The organism is Burkholderia sp. JKS000303 (assembly GCF_002563755.1).
GTDB classification, from domain to species: Bacteria; Pseudomonadota; Gammaproteobacteria; order Burkholderiales; family Burkholderiaceae; genus Burkholderia; species Burkholderia anthina_B.
In genome coordinates this window covers 441,139-463,751 of record NZ_PDBZ01000002.1, presented here as the reverse complement: position 1 = coordinate 463,751, position 22,613 = coordinate 441,139, and the positions used below count along the sequence as shown (strand labels likewise).

19 protein-coding genes are annotated in these 22,613 nt (G+C 68.2%); 11 read left to right on the top strand and 8 right to left on the bottom strand.

Going from position 1 to position 22,613, the window contains the following annotated elements:
* Window positions 1-27 precede the first annotated feature (27 nt).
* Together BX604_RS24115 and BX604_RS24110 are read right to left on the bottom strand one after the other, a co-directional pair.
* Window positions 28-1,611 (bottom strand): ABC transporter substrate-binding protein, encoded by a 1,584-nt coding sequence (locus tag BX604_RS24115; RefSeq protein WP_098553357.1) that lies wholly within the window; start codon window positions 1,609-1,611, stop codon window positions 28-30.
* Window positions 1,612-2,293: 682 nt separating this feature from the next.
* Window positions 2,294-2,962, bottom strand: coding sequence for a haloacid dehalogenase type II (locus tag BX604_RS24110; RefSeq protein ID WP_098553356.1), 669 nt, complete (start codon window positions 2,960-2,962; stop codon window positions 2,294-2,296).
* 49 nt (window positions 2,963-3,011) lie between these two features.
* Here BX604_RS24110 and BX604_RS39090 point away from each other — a divergent pair, with 49 nt between their 5' ends.
* The 8 genes from BX604_RS39090 to BX604_RS24070 all read left to right on the top strand — a co-directional run bounded on the left by BX604_RS39090 (window position 3,012) and on the right by BX604_RS24070 (window position 12,077).
* Entirely contained in the window at window positions 3,012-3,284 is a 273-nt protein-coding gene (locus BX604_RS39090; protein ID WP_179894867.1) for a hypothetical protein, read from the top strand.
* Window positions 3,285-3,451: 167 nt separating this feature from the next.
* Window positions 3,452-4,312, top strand: a complete 861-nt coding sequence (locus BX604_RS24105; protein ID WP_098553355.1) for a GNAT family N-acetyltransferase — start codon at window positions 3,452-3,454, stop codon at window positions 4,310-4,312.
* Window positions 4,313-4,324: 12 nt separating this feature from the next.
* A complete protein-coding gene (locus BX604_RS24100) occupies window positions 4,325-5,251 on the top strand; it encodes a 2-hydroxyacid dehydrogenase (protein WP_098553354.1) in 927 nt (308 codons plus the stop codon).
* Between the two features lie 168 nt (window positions 5,252-5,419).
* Entirely contained in the window at window positions 5,420-6,820 is a 1,401-nt protein-coding gene (locus BX604_RS24090) for an aspartate aminotransferase family protein (protein WP_098553352.1), read from the top strand.
* An 87-nt stretch (window positions 6,821-6,907) separates the two neighbouring features.
* Window positions 6,908-7,399 (top strand): Lrp/AsnC family transcriptional regulator, encoded by a 492-nt coding sequence (locus tag BX604_RS24085; protein WP_006749694.1) that lies wholly within the window; start codon window positions 6,908-6,910, stop codon window positions 7,397-7,399.
* Window positions 7,400-7,500: 101 nt separating this feature from the next.
* Window positions 7,501-8,973, top strand: coding sequence for an NAD-dependent succinate-semialdehyde dehydrogenase (locus tag BX604_RS24080; RefSeq protein ID WP_098553351.1), 1,473 nt, complete (start codon window positions 7,501-7,503; stop codon window positions 8,971-8,973).
* Between the two features lie 155 nt (window positions 8,974-9,128).
* Window positions 9,129-10,649 carry a sensor domain-containing diguanylate cyclase gene (locus BX604_RS24075; protein WP_098553350.1) on the top strand — a complete coding sequence of 507 codons (1,521 nt, stop codon included), beginning with the start codon at window positions 9,129-9,131 and terminating at the stop codon, window positions 10,647-10,649.
* 336 nt (window positions 10,650-10,985) lie between these two features.
* On the top strand, window positions 10,986-12,077 hold the full coding sequence (locus BX604_RS24070) for an aldose epimerase family protein (protein WP_098553349.1): 1,092 nt from the start codon (window positions 10,986-10,988) through the stop codon (window positions 12,075-12,077).
* 50 nt (window positions 12,078-12,127) lie between these two features.
* On the opposite strand, the gene BX604_RS24065 is transcribed toward BX604_RS24070, so the two are convergent.
* A complete protein-coding gene (locus BX604_RS24065; RefSeq protein ID WP_098553348.1) occupies window positions 12,128-12,886 on the bottom strand; it encodes a carbon-nitrogen hydrolase family protein in 759 nt (252 codons plus the stop codon).
* Window positions 12,887-12,991: 105 nt separating this feature from the next.
* Between BX604_RS24065 and BX604_RS24060 the strand changes: the two genes are divergently transcribed.
* A complete protein-coding gene (locus tag BX604_RS24060) occupies window positions 12,992-13,930 on the top strand; it encodes a LysR substrate-binding domain-containing protein (protein WP_098553347.1) in 939 nt (312 codons plus the stop codon).
* Window positions 13,931-14,037: 107 nt separating this feature from the next.
* Here the strand turns inward: BX604_RS24060 and BX604_RS24055 are convergent, their stop codons facing one another.
* From BX604_RS24055 to BX604_RS24045, 3 genes are read right to left on the bottom strand one after another with little or no spacing between them, the layout of a single operon-like run.
* Window positions 14,038-15,222: a porin gene (locus BX604_RS24055; protein WP_098553346.1), complete on the bottom strand. Its 1,185-nt coding sequence runs from the start codon at window positions 15,220-15,222 to the stop codon at window positions 14,038-14,040.
* A 52-nt stretch (window positions 15,223-15,274) separates the two neighbouring features.
* Complete coding sequence (locus BX604_RS24050; RefSeq protein WP_098553345.1) at window positions 15,275-16,069, bottom strand: ABC transporter substrate-binding protein; 795 nt, start codon at window positions 16,067-16,069, stop codon at window positions 15,275-15,277.
* 53 nt (window positions 16,070-16,122) lie between these two features.
* Window positions 16,123-17,292 carry a M20 aminoacylase family protein gene (locus BX604_RS24045; RefSeq protein WP_373562441.1) on the bottom strand — a complete coding sequence of 390 codons (1,170 nt, stop codon included), beginning with the start codon at window positions 17,290-17,292 and terminating at the stop codon, window positions 16,123-16,125.
* 195 nt (window positions 17,293-17,487) lie between these two features.
* Between BX604_RS24045 and BX604_RS24040 the strand changes: the two genes are divergently transcribed.
* Window positions 17,488-18,450 carry a LysR substrate-binding domain-containing protein gene (locus BX604_RS24040; protein WP_098554017.1) on the top strand — a complete coding sequence of 321 codons (963 nt, stop codon included), beginning with the start codon at window positions 17,488-17,490 and terminating at the stop codon, window positions 18,448-18,450.
* Between the two features lie 9 nt (window positions 18,451-18,459).
* On the opposite strand, the gene BX604_RS24035 is transcribed toward BX604_RS24040, so the two are convergent.
* Both BX604_RS24035 and pdxR read right to left on the bottom strand, forming a co-directional pair.
* Entirely contained in the window at window positions 18,460-18,927 is a 468-nt protein-coding gene (locus BX604_RS24035) for an antibiotic biosynthesis monooxygenase family protein (protein ID WP_098553343.1), read from the bottom strand.
* A gap of 198 nt (window positions 18,928-19,125) precedes the next feature.
* Window positions 19,126-20,607: a MocR-like pyridoxine biosynthesis transcription factor PdxR gene (gene pdxR / locus BX604_RS24030; RefSeq protein WP_179894866.1), complete on the bottom strand. Its 1,482-nt coding sequence runs from the start codon at window positions 20,605-20,607 to the stop codon at window positions 19,126-19,128.
* Window positions 20,608-21,155: 548 nt separating this feature from the next.
* On the opposite strand from pdxR, the gene BX604_RS24025 reads away from it, so the two are divergent.
* Window positions 21,156-22,604, top strand: a complete 1,449-nt coding sequence (locus BX604_RS24025; RefSeq protein WP_098553341.1) for an amidase — start codon at window positions 21,156-21,158, stop codon at window positions 22,602-22,604.
* The last annotated feature ends 9 nt before the right edge of the window (window positions 22,605-22,613 follow it).

Here is a 22,613-nt window from a genome sequence, read left to right as displayed (position 1 = left end):
GCCGCATGGCGGCCGCCAGCCGCAACGTCATGCGTTCCACCACACGTTCTCGGCGAACATGAAGCCCATCATCCCGCCGGTCGGGATCGAACCGAGACCGGCGAGCCGCTTGTCGTAGCCGTCGAGGAAGCTGATGAAAGCCGGAATGCCGACCCGGCCCTGCTGCGACACGATCACCTGCATCTCGCCGTACATCTGCTTGCGCTTCGCGTCGTCGGTTTCCGAGCGCGCGGCGAGCAGCAATTGGTCGAACTTCACGTTCTTCCAGCCCGACTCGTTCCACGGCGCATCCGACTTGAAGAACTGCGTGAACAGCACGTCGGCGCTCGAGCGCGGGTTGATGTTGCCGAAGGTGAGCGGGTGCTTCATCCAGTGGTTCGACCAGTAGCCGTCGGGCGGCACGCGGTTCACCTGCAGGTTCAGCCCGATCTTCTGGCCGGATTGCTGCAGCAGCACGGCCATGTCGACCGAGCCGTTCGCGTCGGACGTCGCATACATCGGCGGCAGCGAAACGCCCAGCGCGCCGGCCTTCTGGAACAGGAATTTCGCCTTGTCCGGATCGTGCGGCCGCTGCGGCAGCGACGCGTTGAAGTAGCGATGCCCCGGCGGAATCGGCTGGTCGTTGCCGATCACCGAGTAGCCGCGGAACACCGCCGAGCGGATCTGCTCGCGATTGAACAGGTACTTCATCCCTTCGACGAAATCGGGGTTCGCGACGATCGGGTTGTCGCTGCGCATGATCAGGTCGGTATAGAGCCCCGACTTGGTTTCCTTCAGCGCGTAGCCCGACGTCGACGCGACGCGCTGCGTCGAGCGCGGATCGATCGCGTTGATCAGGTGCACGTCGCCCGAGAGCAGCGCGTTCAGGCGCGCGGCGCTGTCGCCGATGCCGATCAGCTCGATCTCGTCGAGATACGGCATGCCCGGCTTGAAGTAGCTGTCGTTGCGCACGCCGATGGTCGACACGCCCGGCTTGAACGATTTCAGCTTGTACGGGCCGCAGCCGATGCCGCTGCTGAAGTCGGTCGTGCCGTCCTTGGTGATCACGAGCTGCGGCGTCGCGAGGATCACCGGCAGGTCCGCGTTCGCGCTCACGAGCGTCAGCGTGACTTCGTCGGGGCCGCTCGCCTTCACGTCGGCGAACTGGTCGGCGAGCGGCTTGACCTTCGATGCGGTGGCCGGGTTCTTGTGGCGCATCAGCGAATACACCACGTCGGCCGGGCCGACCGACTTCCCGTCGTGGAACGTGACGCCCTTGCGCAGCTTGATGATCCAGGTCTTCGCGTCGGTCGTGTGCAGCGACTCGGCGAGGTTCATCTGCGGCGTGAGGCTTTGATCCAGTTGCGTGAGGCCGCTGTAGAACATGAAGAAGCGGATGTAGTCGGCGCCCGTCGAGCCCTTGGCCGGGTCGAGCGTGTCGGCCGTCGAACTCGATTCGTTCGCGACCCGGATCTTGCCGCCGCGCTTGGGAGCCGGCGCCGCGAATGCAGCGCCGGGCTTCATCAGCAGTCCGCCGGCGCCGGCGGCCATCATGCCGCTCGCCGCCATGACCCGCATCATGTCGCGGCGCGTAAAACCGCCATTGCCGCCGTTGTCGATATCGTCGCTCATCCGAACTGCTCCTGACTGTGGAAAGTGGGTCCTGGGGTCCAGCGTGGTTCGATAAATTCGCCGCTTTCGCCTGCTGGTAGCGAATGCAACGTCATGCGTATTACGTTCATTTAAGCATCGCCAAAATGCGGGTTGTCGCGATTCGGGGCGGCTGCACGATACGATTCGACCGTTTTGGACCGCCTGCGCAGCATGATTTGCTGCGCGTCCCGGCGCACCGCCGTTTGCCCGGCGAAGAGGTGCGGGCGCGCGCTCGAAACGTTCGTCGGAGGATTGCCTGTTCCATCGAAGCCGGCCGGTGCGACGGCGCGCGGCTCGGCCGGCGCCGAACCTGCGCGCGTACGCGACCTGCAGGTTCGAATTCCTGGCGCGCACTGACGGGCGCAACATGAAGGAGCGGGACGTGATGCGCTTTGCGCGTGACGCCGGCGCGTTCGCACCGGAGGCCGGAGAGACGATCGAATTCGGCGCGGGCGATCTGCGGGCGATCCGGGACGATTCACGATCGATCCACGGAAGCGCGCCGCAAGTGCCGAAGAACCGCGACCGCCGCGCGGCACGACGCGCAAGATTCGCGCGACGTTCCGGCGCCTGCGCCCGGCCGCGCGCACGGGTTTTCCCGGGCAGCGCGGCGGGCCGGCGGCAAACCGCGCGACGCGCCGCCGCGCGGCCGACGGGGCGCTTACAGCCCGAGCTGCGTCGCGAGATGGCCGATGTCGGACACTTCGTAGTAGTTGTAGAACGGCGTGCCCGGCTCGTGGCCGCGGTTCACGAACGCCTTGTGCTTGATCCCGAGATCCTCGGCCGTCATCAGGTCGTAGCGCAGGCTCGACGACACGTGCAGCACGTCCTCCGGCTTGCAGCCGAGCTTGCCGAACATGTATTCGAAGCCCTGCATGCGCGGCTTGTACGACTGCGCCTGCTGCGCGGTGAACACCGCATGGAACGGCGCGCCGAGCTTGTCGACGTTGCTCATGATCTGCTCGTCCATGGCGTTCGACAGGATCACCAGCTTGTATTTCTTCGCGAGTCGCGACAGCCCGGCCGGCACGTCCGGATGCGGGCCCCACGTCGGCACCGCGTGATAGAAGCGCTCGGCCTCGGCTTCGTCGAACGTCACGCCGACGCGCGCGCAGGTGCGGCGGATCGCGTTGACGACGACGTCGCGGTACGGCTTCCATGCGCCGAGCACTTCGTCGAGCCGATAGGCGGCGAACGCGCGCACGAAGTCCTCCATCGCGACCGGCGACAGCCGTTCCGCGTAGATCTCGCGCGCCAGGTCCGCCATCTGGAAGCGGGTCAGCGTGCCGTAGCAGTCGAAAGTGATGAACTTCGGTTCAAACTGAATCATGGTGCGTCCTGTCGGTGTGAAGCCCCGGCAGGGCCGGGGACGGGCTGGGTTGTACGAAATTGAATCAAGGCAAAAAACCCGGCGCGCGTCGTTCGGCGCCGCCCAAAACGCAGAATCGCCGCGTGTTGGGCGCGCTGCACGGCACGATCTGCGGTGCCATCCGGCGCGCTGCGCTCGGGCCGCCCGGCCGGCGGGCGTCGGCGGGCGATGCGGCCCGCCGGCCGGCGGCAACGCCAACGGCACCGGCACCGGCACCGGCACCGGCACCGGCACCGGCACGTTCATCGTAGTGCGGGTTCCACAGCAGGCGCTGTCGGATTGACGGGGCGCGCCGGCACGATGCGCGCGTTCGTGCGTGCCAATCGAGCGGATTTGCGTCGATCGCTTCGGCGCGCCCCCCCGCCGCCGCAAAACAGGCGAATCGTCCTATCCGGGTCGCGGCGGCGCTGGCAGAGTAAATGCGTCATTCCTACCCCTCCGGAGTCCGGCGTGTCCGATCTCAACTCTTCCCGCACGCTTATTTATCGCCCCTTCGGCGAAGCCGACCTGCCCGCGGCGCATCGCCTGTCCGAAGCGGTCAAGTGGCCGCACCGCCTCGACGACTGGCGCTTCGCGCTCCAGCTCGGCAACGGCTTCGTCGCCGAAGACGAAGCCGGCATCGTCGGCACCGCGATCGGCTGGCGCTTCGGCGACGCGCACGCGTCGCTCGGCATGGTCATCGTGTCGCCCGAGCGCCAGGGCTGCGGCATCGGCCGCGAACTGCTCACCCGGGTCGTCGACAGTCTCGGGACGCGCACCATTTTTCTGCACGCGACGCCGTCCGGCGAACCGCTCTACGTGAAGTTCGGCTTCGAGGCAATCGGCACGATCGACCAGCACCAGGGCGCCGCGTTCCGGCCGCCGCTGATCTCGCTGCCGCCGGGCGAGCGCCTGCGCCCGCTCGGCACGAACGACGGCCCGCGCCTCGCGGCGCTCGCATCGCGCGCGGCGGGCTATCCGCGCGACGCGGTGATCGAGGCGCTGCTCGGCGTCGCGAACGGCATCGCGCTCGACCGCGACGGCGAACTGCTCGGCTTCGCGCTGTTCCGACGCTTCGGCCGCGGCCACGTGATCGGCCCGGTGATCGCGCCGGACGCGCTGCGCGCACAGGCGCTGATCAGCCACTGGCTCGCGCTGCACGAAGGGATGTTCGTGCGCATGGACGTGCCGGGCGACAGCGGCCTGTCGGACTGGCTGCAGGGGCTCGGGCTGCCGCGCGTCGATACCGTCGTCGCGATGGTGCGCGGCGCGGCGCCCGCGCACGACCCGGCGGTGCGCACGTTCGCGATCGTGAACCAGGCGCTCGGTTGAGCGGCACGCACGATGAGCTTTCTCTACAAGGCCGACCCGGTGCGCGGCGCGCAATGGGCGCAGCGTTTCGCACAACTTGCCCCTGACCTGCCGTTCCGGATCTGGCCGGACATCGGCGACGCCGCCGCCGTCCGGTATCTCGCCGCATGGCAGCCGCCCGACGATCCGGTCGCGCTGCTGCCGAATCTCGAAGTCGTGTTCTCGGTGGGCGCCGGCATCGATCAGTTCGACCTGTCGTGCGTGCCCGCGCATATCCCGGTCGTGCGCATGATCGAGCCGGGCATCGTCGAAGGGATGGTCGAGTACGTGACGCAGGCCGTGCTGACGATCCACCGCGACCTGTTCGACTACGCCGCGCAGCAGCGCGAACAGGTGTGGCGCGAGAAGCCCGTGCGCGCGGCCGCGTCGCGGCGCGTCGGCGTGCTCGGGCTCGGCACGCTCGGCCAGGCCGTGCTCGACACGCTACGCCGCTTCGGCTTCCCGTGCGCCGGCTGGAGCCGCACGCCGCGCACGCTCGACGGCATCGACTGCTACGCGGGTGACACGGAACTCGACGCGTTCCTCGCTCGTACCGACATCCTGATCTGCCTGCTGCCGCTCACGGCCGATACGCGCGGGCTGCTCGGCGCGCGCGTGTTCGATGCGCTGCCGGCCGGCGCGTCGCTCGTGCAGGTCGGGCGCGGCCCGCAGCTCGACGAGGCCGCGCTGCTCGCGGCGCTCGCGAGCGGCCGGCTCGACAGCGCGATCCTCGACGTGACGGACCCCGAACCTTTGCCGGCGGGCCACCCGTTCTGGGCACATCCGCGCATCCGGATCACGCCGCACATCGCCAGCGCGACGCGGCCCGACACGGCCGTCGACGCCGTCCTCGCGAATCTCGCGCGCCATCGCGCGGGCCAGCCGATGCTCGGCGTCGTCGATCGCGTGCGCGGTTACTGATGCGCCGACGCGCGCACACGGCCCCGCGGGGCGCGCAGCAGAAAATGCCGAAGCGCCCCGCACAAACACCGCGTTCATACGTTTCAGACTGCAAATTGAAGACGCGCGCGGAATGCTCGCCCGGTAGCATGACTTCACTGCCGACACCCGACGAGAGTCCTGCCCGCCATGAACCAAGCCGCACTGATCGAAGCCGATCGTCAACACCTGATCCATCCCGTCGTCAACTATCGCGTGCATGAAGCGCGCGGCGTCACCGTGCTCGAATCCGCCGACGGCGTGTTCCTGCGCGACGGCGACGGCAACACGCTGCTCGACGCGTTCTCGGGCCTGTGGTGCGTCAACGTCGGCTACGGCCGCGACAGCATCGTGAAGGCCGCCGCCGAGCAGATGGCGAAACTGCCGTACGCGACCGGCTATTTCCATTTCGGCTCGCAGCCGGCGATCGAGCTGGCCGAACGGCTCGCTTCGCTTGCCCCGCCGTCGCTGAATCGCGTGTACTTCACGCTCGGCGGCTCGGACGCGGTCGATTCCGCCGTGCGCTTCATTACCCATTACTTCAACGCGACCGGCCGCCCGTCGAAGAAGCAGATGATCGCGCTCGAACGCGGCTATCACGGCTCGTCGTCGATCGGTGCCGGCCTCACCGCGCTGCCCGCGTTCCACCGCCATTTCGACCTGCCGCGCGCGGACCAGCATCACATCCCGTCGCCCTACCCGTACCGCAATCCGCTCGGCGACGATCCGCAGGCGCTGATCGCCGCGTCGGTCGCCGCGCTGGAGGCGAAAGTCGCCGAACTCGGCGCGGACAACGTCGCCGCCTTCTTCTGCGAACCGGTGCAAGGCTCGGGCGGCGTGATCGTGCCCCCGGCCGGCTGGCTGAAGGCGATGCGCGACGCGTGCCGGCGCCTCGGCATCCTGTTCGTCGCCGACGAGGTGATCACCGGCTTCGGCCGCACGGGCCCGCTGTTCGCGTGCGAGACAGAACAGGTCGACCCGGACCTGATGACCGTCGCGAAGGGCCTGACCGCCGGCTATGCGCCGATGGGCGCGGTGCTGATGTCCGACGAAATCTACGAAGGCATCGCGGGCAGCCGCACGGAGTCGGCCGCGGTCGGCCACGGCTACACGTATTCCGCGCACCCGGTCAGCGCCGCGATCGGCCTCGAAGTGCTGAAGCTGTATCACGAAGGCGGGCTGCTCGCGAACGGCCAGGCGATGGCGCCGCGCTTTGCCGCGGGCCTCGACGCGCTGCGCGCGCATCCGCTCGTCGGCGACGCGCGCTCGGTCGGCCTGCTCGGCGCGCTCGAACTGGTGGCCGACAAGGCGCACAAGACGCGCTTCGACGCCGCGCTGAACGTGCCCGACAAGATCGCCGCGGCGGCCTACGCGAACGGCGTGGTGTTTCGCGCGTTCGGCGACGGCACGCTCGGTTTCGCGCCAGCATTGAGCTTCACCGCGGGCGAGTTCGACCTGCTGTTCGAGCGCGTGCGCCAGACGCTCGACGACGTGCTGGCCGACACGGGCGTGCAGCGTGCGCTCGACGCCGCGCACGCCCAGCCGGCCTGAGCAGGCCAAGGGAAAGCCGGGCTTGTGGCAGCCATCATTCGACTCTAAAGTAACCGGACATTCCATTTTTTTCCCTCTCACGAGAACATGACGGACAGCAAGCTGGATCGCATCGACCTGCGCATCCTTTCCCAGTTGCAGAAACGCGGCCGCATGACCAACGTCGAACTGGCCGATGCGGTCGGACTGTCGCCCAGTCCGTGCCTGATCCGCGTGAAGCGGCTGGAAAAGGCCGGTTACATCGGTGGTTACGGCGCGCACATCCAGCTCGAGAAGCTCGGCGACGTGCAGGTCGTGTTCACCGAGGTCACGCTGGCCGACCACCGGCGCGAGGACTTCGACCGTTTCGTCGCGGCGATTCGCAACGTCGACGAGATCGTCGAATGCCACCTCGCGAGCGGCGGCTACGACTACCTGCTCAAGTTCATCACGCGCAGCGTGAGCCATTACCAGACGATCGTCGAAGGGCTGCTCGAGCAGAACATCGGCATCGAGAAGTATTTCAGCTACGTGATCATCAAGTCGCCGTTCGTCAAACGGCACTACCCGCTCGAATCGCTGTTCGGCGAACGCCACTGACGCACGGCGTGCGGCCCCCCTGCGACGCGGCAGCGCCCCTGTCCGCACCGGGACGCCGCGCGCCCGCGCCGCCGCCGAACCGCTTCCCCCAAGGACCTGTCATGCCGCATACGCTGTCCCGAACCGAACTCGTTCGTACCGCCAACCTGATCGACGGCGAGTGGCGCGATGCGCTCGACGGCCGCCGCTTCGCCGTCACCGATCCGGCGACGCTCGACGCCGTCGCCGACGTGCCCGACAGCGCCGCCGCCGACGCGCGCGCCGCCACCGACGCGGCCGCACGCGCGCTGCCCGCATGGCGCGCGACACCCGCGCGCGAACGTGCCGCGATCCTGCGTGCGTGGCATGCGGCGATCGTCGCGCACACCGACGATCTCGCGAAACTGATGTCGCGCGAACAGGGCAAACCGCTCGCCGAAGCGCGCGGCGAAGTCGCGTACGGCGCGTCGTACGTGCTGTGGTTCGCCGAGGAAGCGACGCGCATCTATGGCGACCTGATTCCGCAGCAGCAGCGCGGCAAGCGGCTCAGCGCGGTGAAGGAGCCGATCGGCATCGTCGCCGCGATCACGCCGTGGAATTTCCCGCTCGCGATGATCGCGCGCAAGATCGCGCCCGCGCTCGCGGCGGGTTGCACGGTCGTCGCGAAGCCGGCGGAGGACACACCGCTGACCGCGCTCGCGCTGGCCTTCCTCGCGCAGGAAGCCGGCGTGCCGCCCGGCGTGCTGAACATGATCGCCGCGTCGCGCGAGCGCGGCATCGATGCGGCGGGCGACTGGCTCGCCGACGGCCGCGTGCGCAAGATCACGTTCACCGGATCGACGCCCGTCGGCAAGTTGCTCGCGCGCGAATCGGCGGCGACGCTGAAGAAATTGTCGCTGGAGCTCGGCGGCAATGCGCCGTTCATCGTGTTCGACGATGCCGAGCTCGACGCGGCGGTCGACGGACTGATGGCCGCGAAGTTTCGCAACGGCGGGCAGACCTGCGTGTCGCCGAATCGCGTGTACGTGCAGGCCGGCGTCTACGATGCTTTCGCCGCGAAGCTTGCCGCGCGCGTCGCCGCGCTGAAGGTCGCCCCGGCGACCGACCCGGCCGCGCAGATCGGCCCGATGATCAACGCGCGCGCGGTCGACAAGATCGCGCGGCACGTCGGCGACGCGGTCGAGCGCGGCGCGCGCGTGCTGACGGGCGGCCGGCGCCTGACCGAACTCGGGCCGAACTACTACGCGCCGACGGTGCTCGCCGATGCCGCCGGCGACATGCAGCTCACCTGCGAGGAAACCTTCGGCCCGGTCGCCGCGCTGTTCCGGTTCGATACCGAGGACGACGCCGTCGACGCCGCGAACGACACGCCGTTCGGACTGGCCGCGTATTTCTACACGCAGGACGTGCGGCGCATTGCGCGTGTGTCCGCGCGGCTCGAAACGGGCATCGTCGGCATCAACGAGGGCGCGCTCGCGAGCGAGGCCGCACCGTTCGGCGGCGTGAAGGAATCGGGCTACGGCCGCGAAGGTTCGCGCTACGGTCTCGACGACTACCTGTCGATCAAGTACCTGTGCCAGGGCGGGCTCGACTGAACCGGCGCCGCCGTCCGCTTGCGTTACCGTGACGTCCGCGGCACGGCCGCGGTCATCACGCGACATGCCGCCCTCGATTTCCGCTCACATCTGCCGTTAACCCGGATTTGAGCCCGTCCGCGCCCGCGCGGCCGGCTTGCCACACGAGCGCGAGCATGTCCGCATCCACTTCGATCGAGAAAATTGCCGACTGGGCCGGGCGGCACCATCTGGTCATCGGCGCGCTGGGCACGCTGATGTCGCTCGCGGCGCTCGGCATCAGCGCGGTGACGCTGTGGGCAGCGCGCAGCGAAGTCGTCGCGCACGCGCACGAGACGTCCCGCAACGTCGCCGCCGTGCTGGTCAGCGAGATCGCGCGCACCGTCGAGACATCCAACACCGCGCTGGCCGCGCTCTCCGCCGACCTCGGCAACCCGGCGATCGCGCGCATGGACGCCCGGCTGCGTCACGACGTGCTGTTCGAGCGCACGGCCGCCCAATACGTGACCGGGATGGGCGTGACCGACGCGTCCGGCCAACTGGTCGACGGATGTTGCGGCCCGTCGCACCATTGGGATTTCAGCGATCGCGACTATTTCAAAGTCCATCGCGATTCCGCGAAGGTCGGCCTGTACGTGTCGACAGCGTATCGTGCGCGTTCGCGCAGCGGCACCGAGTCGATTGCGCTGTCGCGCCGCCTCGAGCGGCCGGACCATACGTTCGACGGGATCGCGGTGGTCGCCATCGACCTCGCCTACTTCGACCGGCTGCTGTCCCGGCTCAACGTCGGCCCGCACGGCATCAGCGCGATCCTGCGCGCGGACGGCACGATCCTCGCCCGGAATCCGCCGTTGAACGATCACCAGATGGTTCGCCTGCGCCGCTCGAAGGCGTTCGAGCGGATGGTGAGCCGCGAATCCGGCTTCTATGCGGCCCGCTCGAGCATCGACGGCACCCTGCGGCTGTATACGTACCAGCAAGTGCCCGGCACGCCGCTGATCGCCGTGGTCGCGCCGGCCGAGCGCGACGTGCTGGCCGGCATCACGCGGCTGTCGTGGACGGTCGGCGTGTCGGCGTCGGTCATCGGCGCGCTGTTCTGCACGGTGGTGTGGCTGCTCGCGTTCGCGCTGCGCGACAACCTGCGCAAACAGACGCTGCTCACGGACCTCACGCGCACCGATCCGCTGACGGGCCTGCACAACCGCCGCGCGCTCGATGCCGCACTGGCCGACGAATGGGATCGCCTGCAGCGCGGCAGCGGCGGCAGCCTGTCGGTGCTGTTCATCGACGCCGATCACTTCAAGCAATACAACGACCGGTACGGACATGCGCAAGGCGACGCGGCGCTGCGCTTTCTCGGCGAATGCATCCGCGCGCATACCCGCCGGCGCGGCGACCTGGCCGCCCGCTACGGCGGCGAGGAGTTCGTCGCGGTGTTGCCCGACACCGACGCACGCGGCGCCGCGAAAGTCGCGGAAGCGATACGCCGTGCGGTCGAACGCAACCGTCTCGACGGGTTCGCCGGCACCGTTCCCGCGTTCACGGTCAGCATCGGATGCGCGACCGGCGACCGCGCCAGCACGACGTCCGCGAACGCACTGGCGCATCAGGCGGACCTCGCGCTCTACGCGGCCAAGCGCCAGGGCAGAAACCGCGTGTGCCGCGCCGACGCGGAAGCGTTCGTCGAGCCGGTGTGACGACCGCGATTCCACGTTGAAATCGTCGCCGTCATCCTGTTCGGCAACGCGGTGATCACGGGCGCCACGCGTGTGCGGAATCGCGACCGGTCGTAGGGTGACCGATAACCATACAGAGACCGATGGACCCGACCGCCTGATCTCGGAGATACTACGAGCGCTCGCGGGTCCGCAGCACCGTCGCGAGGGTGATCCTGCTGATGCCTCGATCCGCCGCGGATTCACGTGGTTGCAACGCGGGTGTGCGGTCTAGCGCCGCAAGCACGGCTGCCCCCCGCGCGACTGCCGGCAACGCACCGCGCCCGCCCACTGGATGCACTGCCCACGCCCTAACCCATGCCCATCGCTACCGACGACTCCTCCCGCCCGGCATCCGACGTCGCCCGCATTTCTTCCGAGCCGTGGAGCACGCTGCCCGGCGGCGACCCGGTACGGCGCTACACGCTGCGCAACGCGCATGGGATGCGTGTCGTCGTCAGCGATCTCGGCGCGACGGTCGTGTCGTGGCTCGCGCCTGACCGCGCCGGGCGCTTCGCCGATATCGTCCTCGCGCACGACACGCCGGCCGACTATGTCGAATCGGGCACCTACTTCGGCGCGACGGTCGGCCGCTGGGCGAACCGGATCGCCGGCGCGCGCTTCACGCTCGACGGCGTCGACTACACGCTCGACCGCAACGAGAACGGCAATCTGCTGCACGGCGGCGCAAGCGGCTTCCATCGCGCGCGCTGGGACGTGATCGACGACCGTGGCGGGTTGACGCTGCGGCTCGATTCACCCGAAGGCGACGCGGGATTCCCCGGCAACGTCAGCGTCCAGGTTCGCTACACGCTCGACGACGACGGCACGCTGACGATCGACTATACGGGCGTGACCGATGCGCCCACGCCGCTGAACCTGACGAATCACAGCTACTTCAACCTGAGTGGGCGCGCGGGCAGCGACGTGCGCGGCCACCTGCTGCAGATCGACGCCGACGCATTCGTCGAAGTGGACGACGCACTGATCCCGACCGGCACGGCCGACGTGACGGGCACGCCGTTCGATTTCCGGCAGAGCGCTGCAATCGGCGCCCGCCTCGCCCAGCCGCATGCGCAGCTCGTGATCGGCCGCGGTTTCGATCATTGCTATGTGCTGCGCGACCATGAGCGCGGCGTGCGACACGTCGCATCGATCCACGATCCGGAGAGCGGCCGCGCGCTCGACGTGTCGACCGACCAGCGCGGGCTGCAACTCTATACGGGCAACTATCTCGACGGCGTGCGCGCGAGCGGCGGCGTGCCGTGTGTGCGGCACGCGGCGCTGTGCGTGGAGGCCGGCGGTTTTCCGAACCAGGTCAACATGGGCGGGTTGAGCGACGAAACCATCCTCCGCCCGGGTGAGACCTATCGGCAGACGACCCGGTATCGGGTCGGCGTTCGCACATAGCGCAGCGAGCGGAACCACGGGGCGGTCATGCCCCCACCGTGACGTTCGGCTCAGTGCGCGGCGCCGACCACCACCACCGCGCCGGTCCAGCCATCCACCCCTTTCGTGGCCATCACGAGCGCATCCCCAGGCCCTTGCGCGGCGACCACGCGCGCCCCGCCCTCCGCCCAGACCGCACTACGGCCGGCCGGCGTCCAGCCCCCGGTCGCACCGCCGTGGTTCGCCATCAGCACGGCCATGTCGTGATCGGCGGCGTAGCGGGCCAGCAGCGCGGTATCGTGCGCGTACCCGTTGTCCGTGATCAGTGCGCTCGCGGCGTAGAGCCTGGCGCCTGCCTGCGCCGCGCTGGCCGCGTGGCTCGCCTGCGAGAAATCGGCGCAAATCGCCAGCGCGACCGGGATGCCGTCGACGATTTCCGCGGGCCCGCTTTCGCCCGCGGTGAACACCGCGTCCTCCCCCGGATGCAGGTGCTGCTTCGTATGCACCCGAAGGCTCGCCGGACCGAGCGTAAACGCACCGATATACACGTCGCCCTCGCCGTCGAACCTGACCGGCGCACCGACGACGGCCGTGACGCCCAGTCGCTGCGCATCGGCCAGCAGTGGTAGCAGCCGTGGATCCTGCGGCGCCATCGCCAGTTGCCGGCCGAGTTGCAGCTCGTACCCGGTCAACGACAGCTCCGGGAACACCAGATACCGGACACCGTGTTCCGCGGCCGCCTGAAGAAACACCGCATGCCGGGCGAGATTGGTTTCGATGTCGCCTGCGTCGGCGGTGAACTGGGCTGCGGCAATGGTGAGGTTGTCCATGAGCGAAACCGGTAGTCGGTCGATAGTGCGCGGGGTGCCCCGAAGTATCGGGATCCTGGCCGGACGTCGCTACAATCCTGACTTATTAATCTATTGGATTCTGTTATGTCGCCGCGGGACATCGAAATCTTTCGCGCCGTGATGACCTCCGGCACCACCGCGCGCGCGGCGCAGTTGCTGGAGATCAGCCAGCCCGCGGTCAGCCAGGCGATTCAGCGGGTCGAGGCCTATGCCGCGTTGCGGTTGTTCGAGCGCGTGCGCGGCCGAATGGTCCCGACGCACGAAGCGAACGTGCTGATGACGTCGATCGAACGCTACTTCGTCGGCTTCGAAACGGTCGAGCACGTGATCCGCAGCCTCGGCTCGTATCGGCACGGGCGGCTGACCGTCGCGTGCTTTCCGGCGCTGGGGAACTGCTTTCTGCCGCGCGCGATCGCCGGCGCGCGGCTGGATTCGCTCGGCATCCAGCTGTCGTTGCAGGTCATGAGCTCGCGCGAAGTCCAGCAGAAGGTGCAGTCGGGCAGCGCCGATATCGGGCTGATGGCGAGCGAGATGTCGCCGTCCGGGCTCGAGCACTCGATCTTCAGTTCGCTGCCGGGCGTGATCGCGATGACGCCCGATCACCCGCTGGCGCGCCGCACGGTCGTCACGCCGGCCGACCTTCAGTCGGATCACTTCATTTCGCTGAACGCGGAGGACGTCACGCGGCAGGCGCTGGAAGCCATGCTCGCCCGCGACGGGATCACGCTGCGCAGCATCGTCGAAACGCCTTACTCGATCACGGCGTGCGAGCTGGCGCGCTGCGGCGTCGGGCTGGCGTTCGTCCATCCGGTCGCGGCCGTCGACTTCATTGCCCGCGGGCTCGTGATCCGGCGTCTGTCGGTGGATGTGCCGTTCCAGGACCAGGTCATTTTCCGCGCCGGCAAGCCGTTGTCCGAGCACGCGAAATTGCTGTTGAAGCTGCTGCGGGTCCAGCTCGACCACGACTGCAAGCAGGTGCAGGCGGCATTGAAAAGCCGGAAGAGCGCGGCCCGGCCCGGGTGACCTGCTGGCGAAATGCATTCGGCGACCCGTGTCCCGCAGGTCTCCGAATGCTGTCCTTCGATCGTCAGCCGAAAGCGCACGACGTCGTACGCCTTCATGAACGCCGATCAGAACCGGTGCCGAATCCCCGCGTGCACCATCAGCTGCTTCGACGTCGACGACAGATCGGCCGCCCCCGGGATATACGCCTGGTCGAGCGACGACCCGGTCGCATCGCCGGCGATGCGCTGGTACGCGCCCATCAGATAGACGTCGGTCCGCTTCGACAGGTTGTAGTCGGCCATCAGCCCGAGCGAATGGATCTTCGGCTTCGCGCTACCCGTGGTCGCGTCGTAACGCACGGTTGTATACACATACTGCGCACCGACGAAGAACGCCGGCGTGAACTGATACTTGCCGTTCACTTCGAAGTTCTGATACTTGATCGCCGTGACCGTGCCGCCGGCGAGCGGCCCCGTCACGGGCTCGATCGTCTCGTCGCCGAACAGATAGCCGACGTTCGCGGTCGGCCGCGTGACGTTGCTGTTCGTATAGGCGAACCCGACCGTCGCCGGCCCGGCCGTGTAGTTGATGCCCGCGCCGAAGATCCGCAGCCGCGCGGACGCGAAGTTCGCATCGGTGCCGACCGACCCGGCACCCGCGATCGCGCCGCCGGCCGTCGCGCCCGGGTTGTCCGCGTTCAGGAACGCGGCGCCGACGAGCAGGCCGCCCTGCTCGTACTGCGCGCCGACGCTCCACTGCCGGTTGTTCGCGAAGCCGGTGTCGTTGCTGAAGCTGTACGTGCCGCCGAACGAGAAGCCGGCAAAATCCGGGCTCGCATACTTGACCGTGTTGTTCACGCGGAACGTGTTGCCGGTGTTGTCGTTGTCGAGCGGATGCGAGAACGGATAGACGCCCCAGCTGCCGTTCGCGGTGGTCGGCGCGAGATAGTCGACCACCGAATCGTATTGGCGGCCGAGCGTCAGCGTGCCGAAGCGCGTGCTGCCCAACCCGACGTACGCCTGCCGCCCGAACATGCGGCCGCCTTGCGCGAGCGTGCCGCTGTTCACGTTGAACCCGTTCTCGATCTGGAACAGCGCGCTGTAGCCACCGCCGAGATCCTCGGTGCCCTTCAGCCCCCAGCGGCTGCCTTGCGCGAAGCCGCTCGCCATCTGCCACGCGCCGTGGCCGCCGACGTTGTTCGTATAGTCGATGCCCGCATCGATCAATCCGTACAGCGTGACGCTGCTTTGCGCAAAGGCCGGCGCCGCACACAGCGCCGGGATCGCGACGACAAACAATCTCCAGTTCATTCGTTTTCCTTATTGATATGATGACCCCGACCGCCCGATGAGGCGGCGCGGCTTACTTCGCGCCGTAGATGTCGAAATCGAAGTACTTGTGGTTGATTCGCTGATACGTGCCGTTCGCGAGGATCGCCGCCAGCGCGCGGTTGAACGCGTCGCGCAGGTCGGTGTCCTGCTTGCGCAAGCCTAGGCCGTCGCCCTGCCCGAAGTACTTCGCGTCGTCGATCGCCGCGCCGACGAACGTGAAGTCCTTGCCCTGCGGCTTCTTCAGGAAGCCGTCGCTGGCCGCGATCGACGCCTGGAACGCCGCGTCGAGCCGCCCGGTCACGAGGTCGGCATAGACCTGGTCCTGGTTCTGGTACGACTCGATCTGCACGCCGGCCGGCTGCCAGTTCGCGATCGCATAGTCGGCCTGCGCGGAGCCCTGCTCGACGCCGACGCGCTTGCCCTTCAGCGACGCGGCCGTCGGCAGCAGCGGCGAACCCTTGCGCGCGATCAGCCGGGCCGGCGCATTCGAGATCCGGTTCGTGAACGCGATCTGCTGCATCCGCTTCGGCGTGATCGTCATCGACGACGCGATCACGTCGAACTTGCGCGCGAGCAACCCGGGAATCATCCCGTCGAAGCTCGACTCGACCCACACGCAACGCGCATGCAGTTCCGCACACAACGCGTTCGTGATGTCGATCCCGAAGCCCGTCAGCGTGCCGTCGGGCTGCTTGTATTCGAGCGGCGGATACGTCGGGTCGACCGCGAGGCGGATCTCCTTGCCCGTCCAGTCGCCCGCGTGCGCGGCCCCTGCCAGCGTCGTTGCCGTAAGCGCCACCGCGAGCGCCGCCATCCACTGTTTCATTGCCTGTCTCCTTGTTTCCATCGTTGAAAGTGATTTGAATGCCTTTGCCCCGCTCACGCGAGGTAACGCTCCGCGAGCGCGATCCAGTAGCTCGCGCCGGTCGCGAGGCATGCATCGTTGAAGTCGTAGCCGGGGTTGTGCAGCCCGCAGCCGGCAGCACCGTCGCCGTTGCCGTTGCCGTTGCCGTTGCCGTTGCCGTTGCCGTTGCCGTTGCCGTTGCCGATCGACAGGTAGCTGCCCGGGCACGCGTTCAGCATGAACGCGAAATCCTCGCTCGCCGCGATCGGCCGCAGGTGTGCAATCAGCGCGTCGTCGCCGCCCCATTCCCGCGCCACGTCCCGCGCGAACGCGGTTTCCGCCGCATGATTGACGAGCACCGGATAGCCGTAGCGATAGTCGATCTCGGCCGTCGCGCCATAGCTTTCGGCCTGGCCGCGCACGATCGCGCGGATGCGTCGTTCGAGCAACGCGCGCACGTCCGGCGACAGCGCCCGCACGCTCAGTTCGAGATCGGCATGCGGCGCAATCACGTTCGATGCCGTGCCCGCGTGGATCGAGCCGGTCGTGACGATCGCGAGTTCCTGCGGGTTCACGTTGCGCGACACGACCGTCTGCAACGCCATCACGATCGACGCGCACACGACCACCGGATCAATCGTCGTGTGCGGCGCCGCGCCGTGACCGCCGCGCCCGGTGACGCGCACCCGCACCTCGTCGGCCGACGCCATCGCCGGACCGTCGCAGAAGCCGAGCACGCCGGCCGGCAGCCCCGGCACGTTGTGCATCGCGAACACGGCATCGCACGGGAACTGCGCGAACAGCCCGTCGTCGATCATCCGCTTCGCGCCGCCGAGCCCTTCCTCCGCCGGCTGGAAAATCAGGTTCAGCGTGCCGCTGAAGCGCCCGCGTTCGGCAAGGCAACGGGCGGCGGCCAGCAGCATCGCGGTATGGCCGTCGTGGCCGCACGCGTGCATCACGCCGTCGTGCCGGCTCGCATGCGGCAGCCCGGTCGTCTCGCGGATCGGCAGCGCGTCCATGTCCGCGCGCAGCCCGAGCCGTTTGCCGGCGCCGCGCGTGAGCGTGCCGACCACGCCGGTGCCGCCGAGGCCGCGCGTCACCCGATAACCCCACGTTGTCAGGCAGTCGGCGACCAGCGCGCTGGTCGCGTGTTCGTCGAAACCGAGCTCCGGATGCGCGTGCAGCCGGCGGCGCAGCGCGATCATCTCCGTCTCGATGGCCGCCATTTCTGGCGCAATGCGTTCTCGATCCAACCCCGATACTCCTCGATGCGTTCCGGTTTTCCGATCGCCCGAATGGCGGATCGTGACGGGATCGTATGCAGCGAAAATGCCGGCGAACAGCCGCAGTTTCGTTATGATGACAACCTTTCGTTGTCGGGTTTCGTCCCGTTTCGCACCATGAGCACGATCAAGCTGCACCAGTTGCAGGCACTCGTCGCAAGCGCGGAGGCCGGCAGCATCCGCGGGGCCGCGCGCACGCTCGGGTTGTCACAGGCGGCCGTCACGCGCGCGCTGCGCGAGCTGGAGGCCAGCGAGCGCCTGCCGCTGCTGGTGCGCGCGCCGGAAGGCATCGGTTTCACCGAATACGGCAAGACGCTGCTCACGCACGCGAAGCTAGTGCTCAAGCAGCTCGAGCATGCGCAGAGCGACCTGGAACGGATGCGCGGCCGCGTCGAGGGGCGGCTGAGCGTCGGCGTCACGCCGTGGCTCACGATGACGTTTCTCCCGGAAACCGTGCTGCGGTTTCGCGAGCGGATGCCCGACGTGCGCCTCGAACTCTACGAGGCGCTGATGGCCGTCGCGCAACCGCTGCTGCGCGACGGCAGCATGGATTTCGCGCTCGGCCACGTGCAGCCGGGCAGCAGCGCGCAGGAATTCGCGTTCGAGCCGCTGCTGCGCTACGACACGTCGGTGATGGTGCGCGCCGGGCATCCGCACGAGCATGCGACGTCGGTGCACGAACTGCTCGATTGCGACTGGGTGCTGAATTCGTCCGCCGACGGCCAGGCCACGCTCGTCGACTATCTGTTCACGCGGCACGGCGCGCAGATCGACGAACGGCGCATCGTGCGCGCGCAGTCGGTCGCGATCCTGCAGACGATGCTCGAACAGGCCGGCATGTGCACGTGGTGCCCGACGATCCTCGCGGCGGTGCGGCCGTTCGGCGAGCGCATGCGCGTGCTGTCGCTGCAGGAGACGTTCGAGCCGAGCGAACTCGGGATCGTCACGCGCCGCAGCAGCACGCTCGGCGACCCGGCGCGCTGCTTCATCGACTGCCTGCTGCAGGTGATCCGGCGGCATGCCCGCTCGGCGCGCGGCGAGGACCTGGCGCTGTTCCGCACGCTCGAGCTGTTGATCTGAGCACGCGCGTCAGACGGCGACATCCTTGTACAACGCGGTACTCGCGCGGTTTTCAGGTGTCACGGGAAAGTTGAAGCCGCATTGCCCGCACGGCTGCGCGAGCACGTCCCGCTCGCGTTCGAGCGGATACGGGCTGTCGTCGGCGGTCCCGCAGCACGGGCAGACGCGAATCAGGCGCGTGCTCTTCAGCTCGAAATTGGTGATGATGTCTTCCATGATCGCGCCGGTGCGAACCGCCCATTCCTTCGCATGCTTGTGATACACGTTCGCATGCCAGTCGCGCAGCGCGTCGAAGCTGGTCCAGAAGCTGACTTCGTTGAACCACGCGGGATCGTCCGCATGCACCCACCACGTGAGGTGCATGAATCCGGGCACGTCCTTCAGGTGATTGCGCACATCCGAGAACACCATCTTGAACTTCTCGTAGCCATCCGGGCTCGAGAAACGCACGCGTTGCATACTCAGATAGACAGACATATTACGGGCTCCTGGCGATTGGGTTCATGAGCAGTCGCCCGGCAGGTACGGCTGTCGGGCGACTGACGGTCCAATATAGGCAGGCAAAAAACCCGGCTGATGGTCCAACGGCGGTGAATTCGAAGGAGCCAAGTCGAACGACGGCGATCGACGCGCCGTCGCCCGGTGCGGCGCGCGAATGCCCGACCGGGCCTTTCGTCAGCCACGCACCACGCGCGCGAGGCGTTCGATGCCCTCGCGGATGAGCGCCTCTTCCATCGACGCGTAGCCGAGCAGCAGCCCGGCCTTTCTGGGCGCGTGCAGAAAGTACGGCGTCACCGGGTAGATGCCGACCCCGGCCTGCGCGGCGGCGTCGATCAGCTTCGGCACGTCGCCCGACGTGCGCTTGTTGAGCCAGACGAGCGCATGGATGCCGGCGCTGATGCCCTGAACCATGACGTGCTCGCCCATGCACTCGTCCACCGCGCGCATGAACGCGGCACGCTTGCGGCCGCAAAGCCGCTTCTGCTCGACGAGGTAGCGGTCGAAATGACCCTGCGCGATGAAGTCGCTCAGCGACGACTGAAGCAGCAGCGGCGTCTGCCGGTCGCAGACGTGTTTCGCGGCCAGCAGGCTCGGCAGCAGATGCCGCGGGCTGACGATGTAGCCGATCCGCAGCGACGGGAACAGCACCTTCGACATCGTGCCGACGTAGATGACGCGATCGCCGCTGTCCACGGCCTTGATCGACGCCTGCGGGCGCACGTCGTAGCGCAGTTCGGCGTCGTAGTCGTCCTCGACGACGAACGCATTGTGTTCGCCGGCCCAGTCGAGCAGCTCGCGGCGTCGCGCCGCGGACAGGATCGCGCCGGTCGGAAACTGGTGCGACGGCGTCACGTAGACGGCCCGGCAATGCGCGGAAGCCCCCGGCAATTTCGTGGTCTGCAGGCCGTCCTTGTCGACCGGCACCGCGATGATCCGCGCGCCGGCCGCGGCGAACGCCTCCCGCGCGCCTTCGAAATGCGGCTCTTCGATCACCACGCCGTCCTCGGGATCGATCAGCAGGCGCGCAATCAGGTCGAGCGCCTGCTGCGAGCCGTTCGTGACGACGATGTCATCCGGTCGGCACTGGATCCCGCGGGCCCGCGCCAGATACTCGGCGATCTCCGCGCGCAGCGCCGGATAGCCGCCCGGATGGCCATAGCCGATATTGGACGTCGCGCTGACCGTGGCGCGCCGCGCGACGATCCGCGACCACTTCGAGAACGGAAACTCGTCCGTCACCGGCAGCCCGTACCGGAAGTCGTACTTCAGCTCCGGCCGCTCCAGGATCGGCGACGGTTCGAGACTCTGCAGCCGCCGCGCGAAATGGGACAGCACCGGCGCGACCGTCGCGGGCCGGGACCGCGGCAACTCAGCCGCCGGCTTGCCGATCAGGCGTTCCGCGACGACCGATCCCGCGCCGAAGCGGCTGACGATATGCCCTTCGTTCACAAGCTCGCTGTAAGCCGTCGTGACGGTGTTGCGCGACACGCCGAGCTCCTTCGCGAGATCGCGCGTCGGCGGCAGCCGCGTGCCGGGTTGCGCCTTTGCGATCTCGGTGCGCAGCGCCCGAACCAGCTGGTCGACCAGCGCGCCCCTGCCGTCCAGCGCGAACAGGACACCCAGACTTTTTCTGCTTCGGCTTGATGACTTCTCCACTGCCTGTGATCCTTTCAAACGCAAAGAAAACGGCGCCGCGTGCCGCGCCCGTCGGGCGCCGCGCGATGCCGGCCGCCCGATCTTACTTCGCCTGAAATACGCGCCAAACACTCGGTTGCCCCAATGTCGCGATGGCGCGTCACGGCCGCCGCGTCGCGCAGCCGGAGCAGCAACTTGGCACCCTTCATCCGCGCAGGTTTGGCCCCACAACGGCCGTTTTTGCGTGCGTATATTGACCTCGGACCACGACGCGGCCGGCGCACGCGTGTGCGATCGCCGACGCGCCGATGCATCGCCCCCGGCAGTCACGCACGTCACGACGCCCCAACCTTCACCCGTGCAAGCAGGCAAGCCATGCGGCTGGACACAGCAATCGACCGTCTCGCATCAAGCGTCGCCGTCGTCTTCGTGGCGTACGGAGCGGCGCTCGTCTGGCCGGCGTCGGCGCACGATCGACCGAAGGCCCGCAACGACGTGGTCATATCAGGAGGACGGCGGACAGCCGCACGGTTCGCCCTGGCTATTCAATCTGACGACAGGACACCCACATGATTTCCCTGGAAGAGTACGCACGCCATGACGGCCTGGGCCTGGCCGAGCTCGTCGCCAAAAAGGACGTCACGCCGCACGAGCTGCTGGACACCGCGTTCGCCGCCATCGACAAGGTCAACCCGACCGTCAACGCGGTGCTGCAGGTGCTTCGCGAGCAGGCAGCCACCACCGTGGCGTCCGCGATCCCGGCCGGACCGTTTTCGGGCGTGCCGTTCCTGATCAAGGAGGCGGTGTTGCAGGCGAAGGACGTCAAGTGCGAGATGGGCTCCGGTCTCGCGCGGGGGCTCGTCGCACCGGCCGATTCCGAGCTGATGACGCGCTTCCGGCAGGCCGGCTTCGTGCTGGCCGGCACGACCCAGACGTCGGAGTTCGCGTACAGCCCGTCGACCGAACCGCGGCTGCACGGCGCGGTGCGCAACCCGTGGGATCTCGCGCGCAGCGCCGGCGGTTCGAGCGGTGGCGCAGGCGCCGCCGTCGCCGCGGGCATCGTTCCCGTCGCACACGGCAACGACGGCGGCGGCTCGATCCGGATTCCGGCGTCGTGCAACGGTCTCGTCGGCCTCAAGCCGAGCCGCTACCGGACCCCGTGGGGGCCGTACCACGGGTCGGAGCTCGTGTTCGGCGCGATCTCGGAGTTCGCGCTGACCCGCACGGTGCGCGACGCGGCGGCCCTGCTCGACGCGGTGTCGGGCGCCGACGTCGGCGCGCCCGGCCATCCGCTGCCGCAACCGGAGCCGTACGGTGCCGTCATCGCGCAACGACCGCGCGCGCTGCGCATCGCGTGGTCGACGAAGACGGGCGCCGGCGACCTGCCCGACCCCGAGTGCGTGGAGGCCGTGCACCGGACCGTGCGCCTGCTCGAGGAACTCGGTCATACCGTCGTCGAGGATGCGCCGGTCTACGACTGGGAGCAGTTCCTCGAGGCAACGCACGTCGTGTGGATGAGCTTCATCGCGGCCAGCGCGCAGCAGCTCGCGCTGGCCACCGGCCGCACGCCGGGCCCGCACAACCTCGAGGCCGCGACGCTCGCATCCTACGAAGAAGGCAGGCACTACAAGGCCACCGACCTGATCGGCGCACTCGGCCAGCACAACGCGGTGTGCCGGCAGGTCGGCGCGTTTTTCGAAACGGTCGATGTGTGCCTGACGCCGACGCTCGCGAGACTGCCGCGCCCGCTGGGCGAACTGAATCAGGATCGTGCCGGCATCGCCGCGTTCGAATGGACCCGGCAGGTGTTCTCATATATTCCGTTCACGCCCGTCTTCAACGTGACGGGGCAGCCTGCGATCTCGCTGCCGTTGCATGTGACGGACACCGGGTTGCCGGTCGGGGTTCACTTCGCCGGGCGCTACGGGCAGGAAGCCACGCTCCTGCAACTGGCCGCGCAGCTCGAACAGGCGCGTCCGTGGGCGAACCGGCGGCCGCCGGTGCACGTGGCGCGATAAGGCCCGCGT

What these genes read in the sequence shown, in the direction of transcription:
- BX604_RS24115 (WP_098553357.1), bottom strand. Translation starts at nt 1,611, where the DNA reads ATGAGCGACGATATCGACAACGGCGGCAATGGCGGTTTTACGCGCCGC.
- BX604_RS24110 (WP_098553356.1), bottom strand. Translation starts at nt 2,962, where the DNA reads ATGATTCAGTTTGAACCGAAGTTCATCACTTTCGACTGCTACGGCACG.
- BX604_RS24100 (WP_098553354.1), top strand. Translation starts at nt 4,325, where the DNA reads ATGAGCTTTCTCTACAAGGCCGACCCGGTGCGCGGCGCGCAATGGGCG.
- BX604_RS24090 (WP_098553352.1), top strand. Translation starts at nt 5,420, where the DNA reads ATGAACCAAGCCGCACTGATCGAAGCCGATCGTCAACACCTGATCCAT.
- BX604_RS24085 (WP_006749694.1), top strand. Translation starts at nt 6,908, where the DNA reads ATGACGGACAGCAAGCTGGATCGCATCGACCTGCGCATCCTTTCCCAG.
- BX604_RS24080 (WP_098553351.1), top strand. Translation starts at nt 7,501, where the DNA reads ATGCCGCATACGCTGTCCCGAACCGAACTCGTTCGTACCGCCAACCTG.
- BX604_RS24075 (WP_098553350.1), top strand. Translation starts at nt 9,129, where the DNA reads ATGTCCGCATCCACTTCGATCGAGAAAATTGCCGACTGGGCCGGGCGG.
- BX604_RS24070 (WP_098553349.1), top strand. Translation starts at nt 10,986, where the DNA reads ATGCCCATCGCTACCGACGACTCCTCCCGCCCGGCATCCGACGTCGCC.
- BX604_RS24065 (WP_098553348.1), bottom strand. Translation starts at nt 12,886, where the DNA reads ATGGACAACCTCACCATTGCCGCAGCCCAGTTCACCGCCGACGCAGGC.
- BX604_RS24060 (WP_098553347.1), top strand. Translation starts at nt 12,992, where the DNA reads ATGTCGCCGCGGGACATCGAAATCTTTCGCGCCGTGATGACCTCCGGC.
- BX604_RS24055 (WP_098553346.1), bottom strand. Translation starts at nt 15,222, where the DNA reads ATGAACTGGAGATTGTTTGTCGTCGCGATCCCGGCGCTGTGTGCGGCG.
- BX604_RS24050 (WP_098553345.1), bottom strand. Translation starts at nt 16,069, where the DNA reads ATGAAACAGTGGATGGCGGCGCTCGCGGTGGCGCTTACGGCAACGACG.
- BX604_RS24045 (WP_373562441.1), bottom strand. Translation starts at nt 17,292, where the DNA reads ATGATCGCGCTGCGCCGCCGGCTGCACGCGCATCCGGAGCTCGGTTTC.
- BX604_RS24040 (WP_098554017.1), top strand. Translation starts at nt 17,488, where the DNA reads ATGAGCACGATCAAGCTGCACCAGTTGCAGGCACTCGTCGCAAGCGCG.
- BX604_RS24035 (WP_098553343.1), bottom strand. Translation starts at nt 18,927, where the DNA reads ATGTCTGTCTATCTGAGTATGCAACGCGTGCGTTTCTCGAGCCCGGAT.
- BX604_RS24025 (WP_098553341.1), top strand. Translation starts at nt 21,156, where the DNA reads ATGATTTCCCTGGAAGAGTACGCACGCCATGACGGCCTGGGCCTGGCC.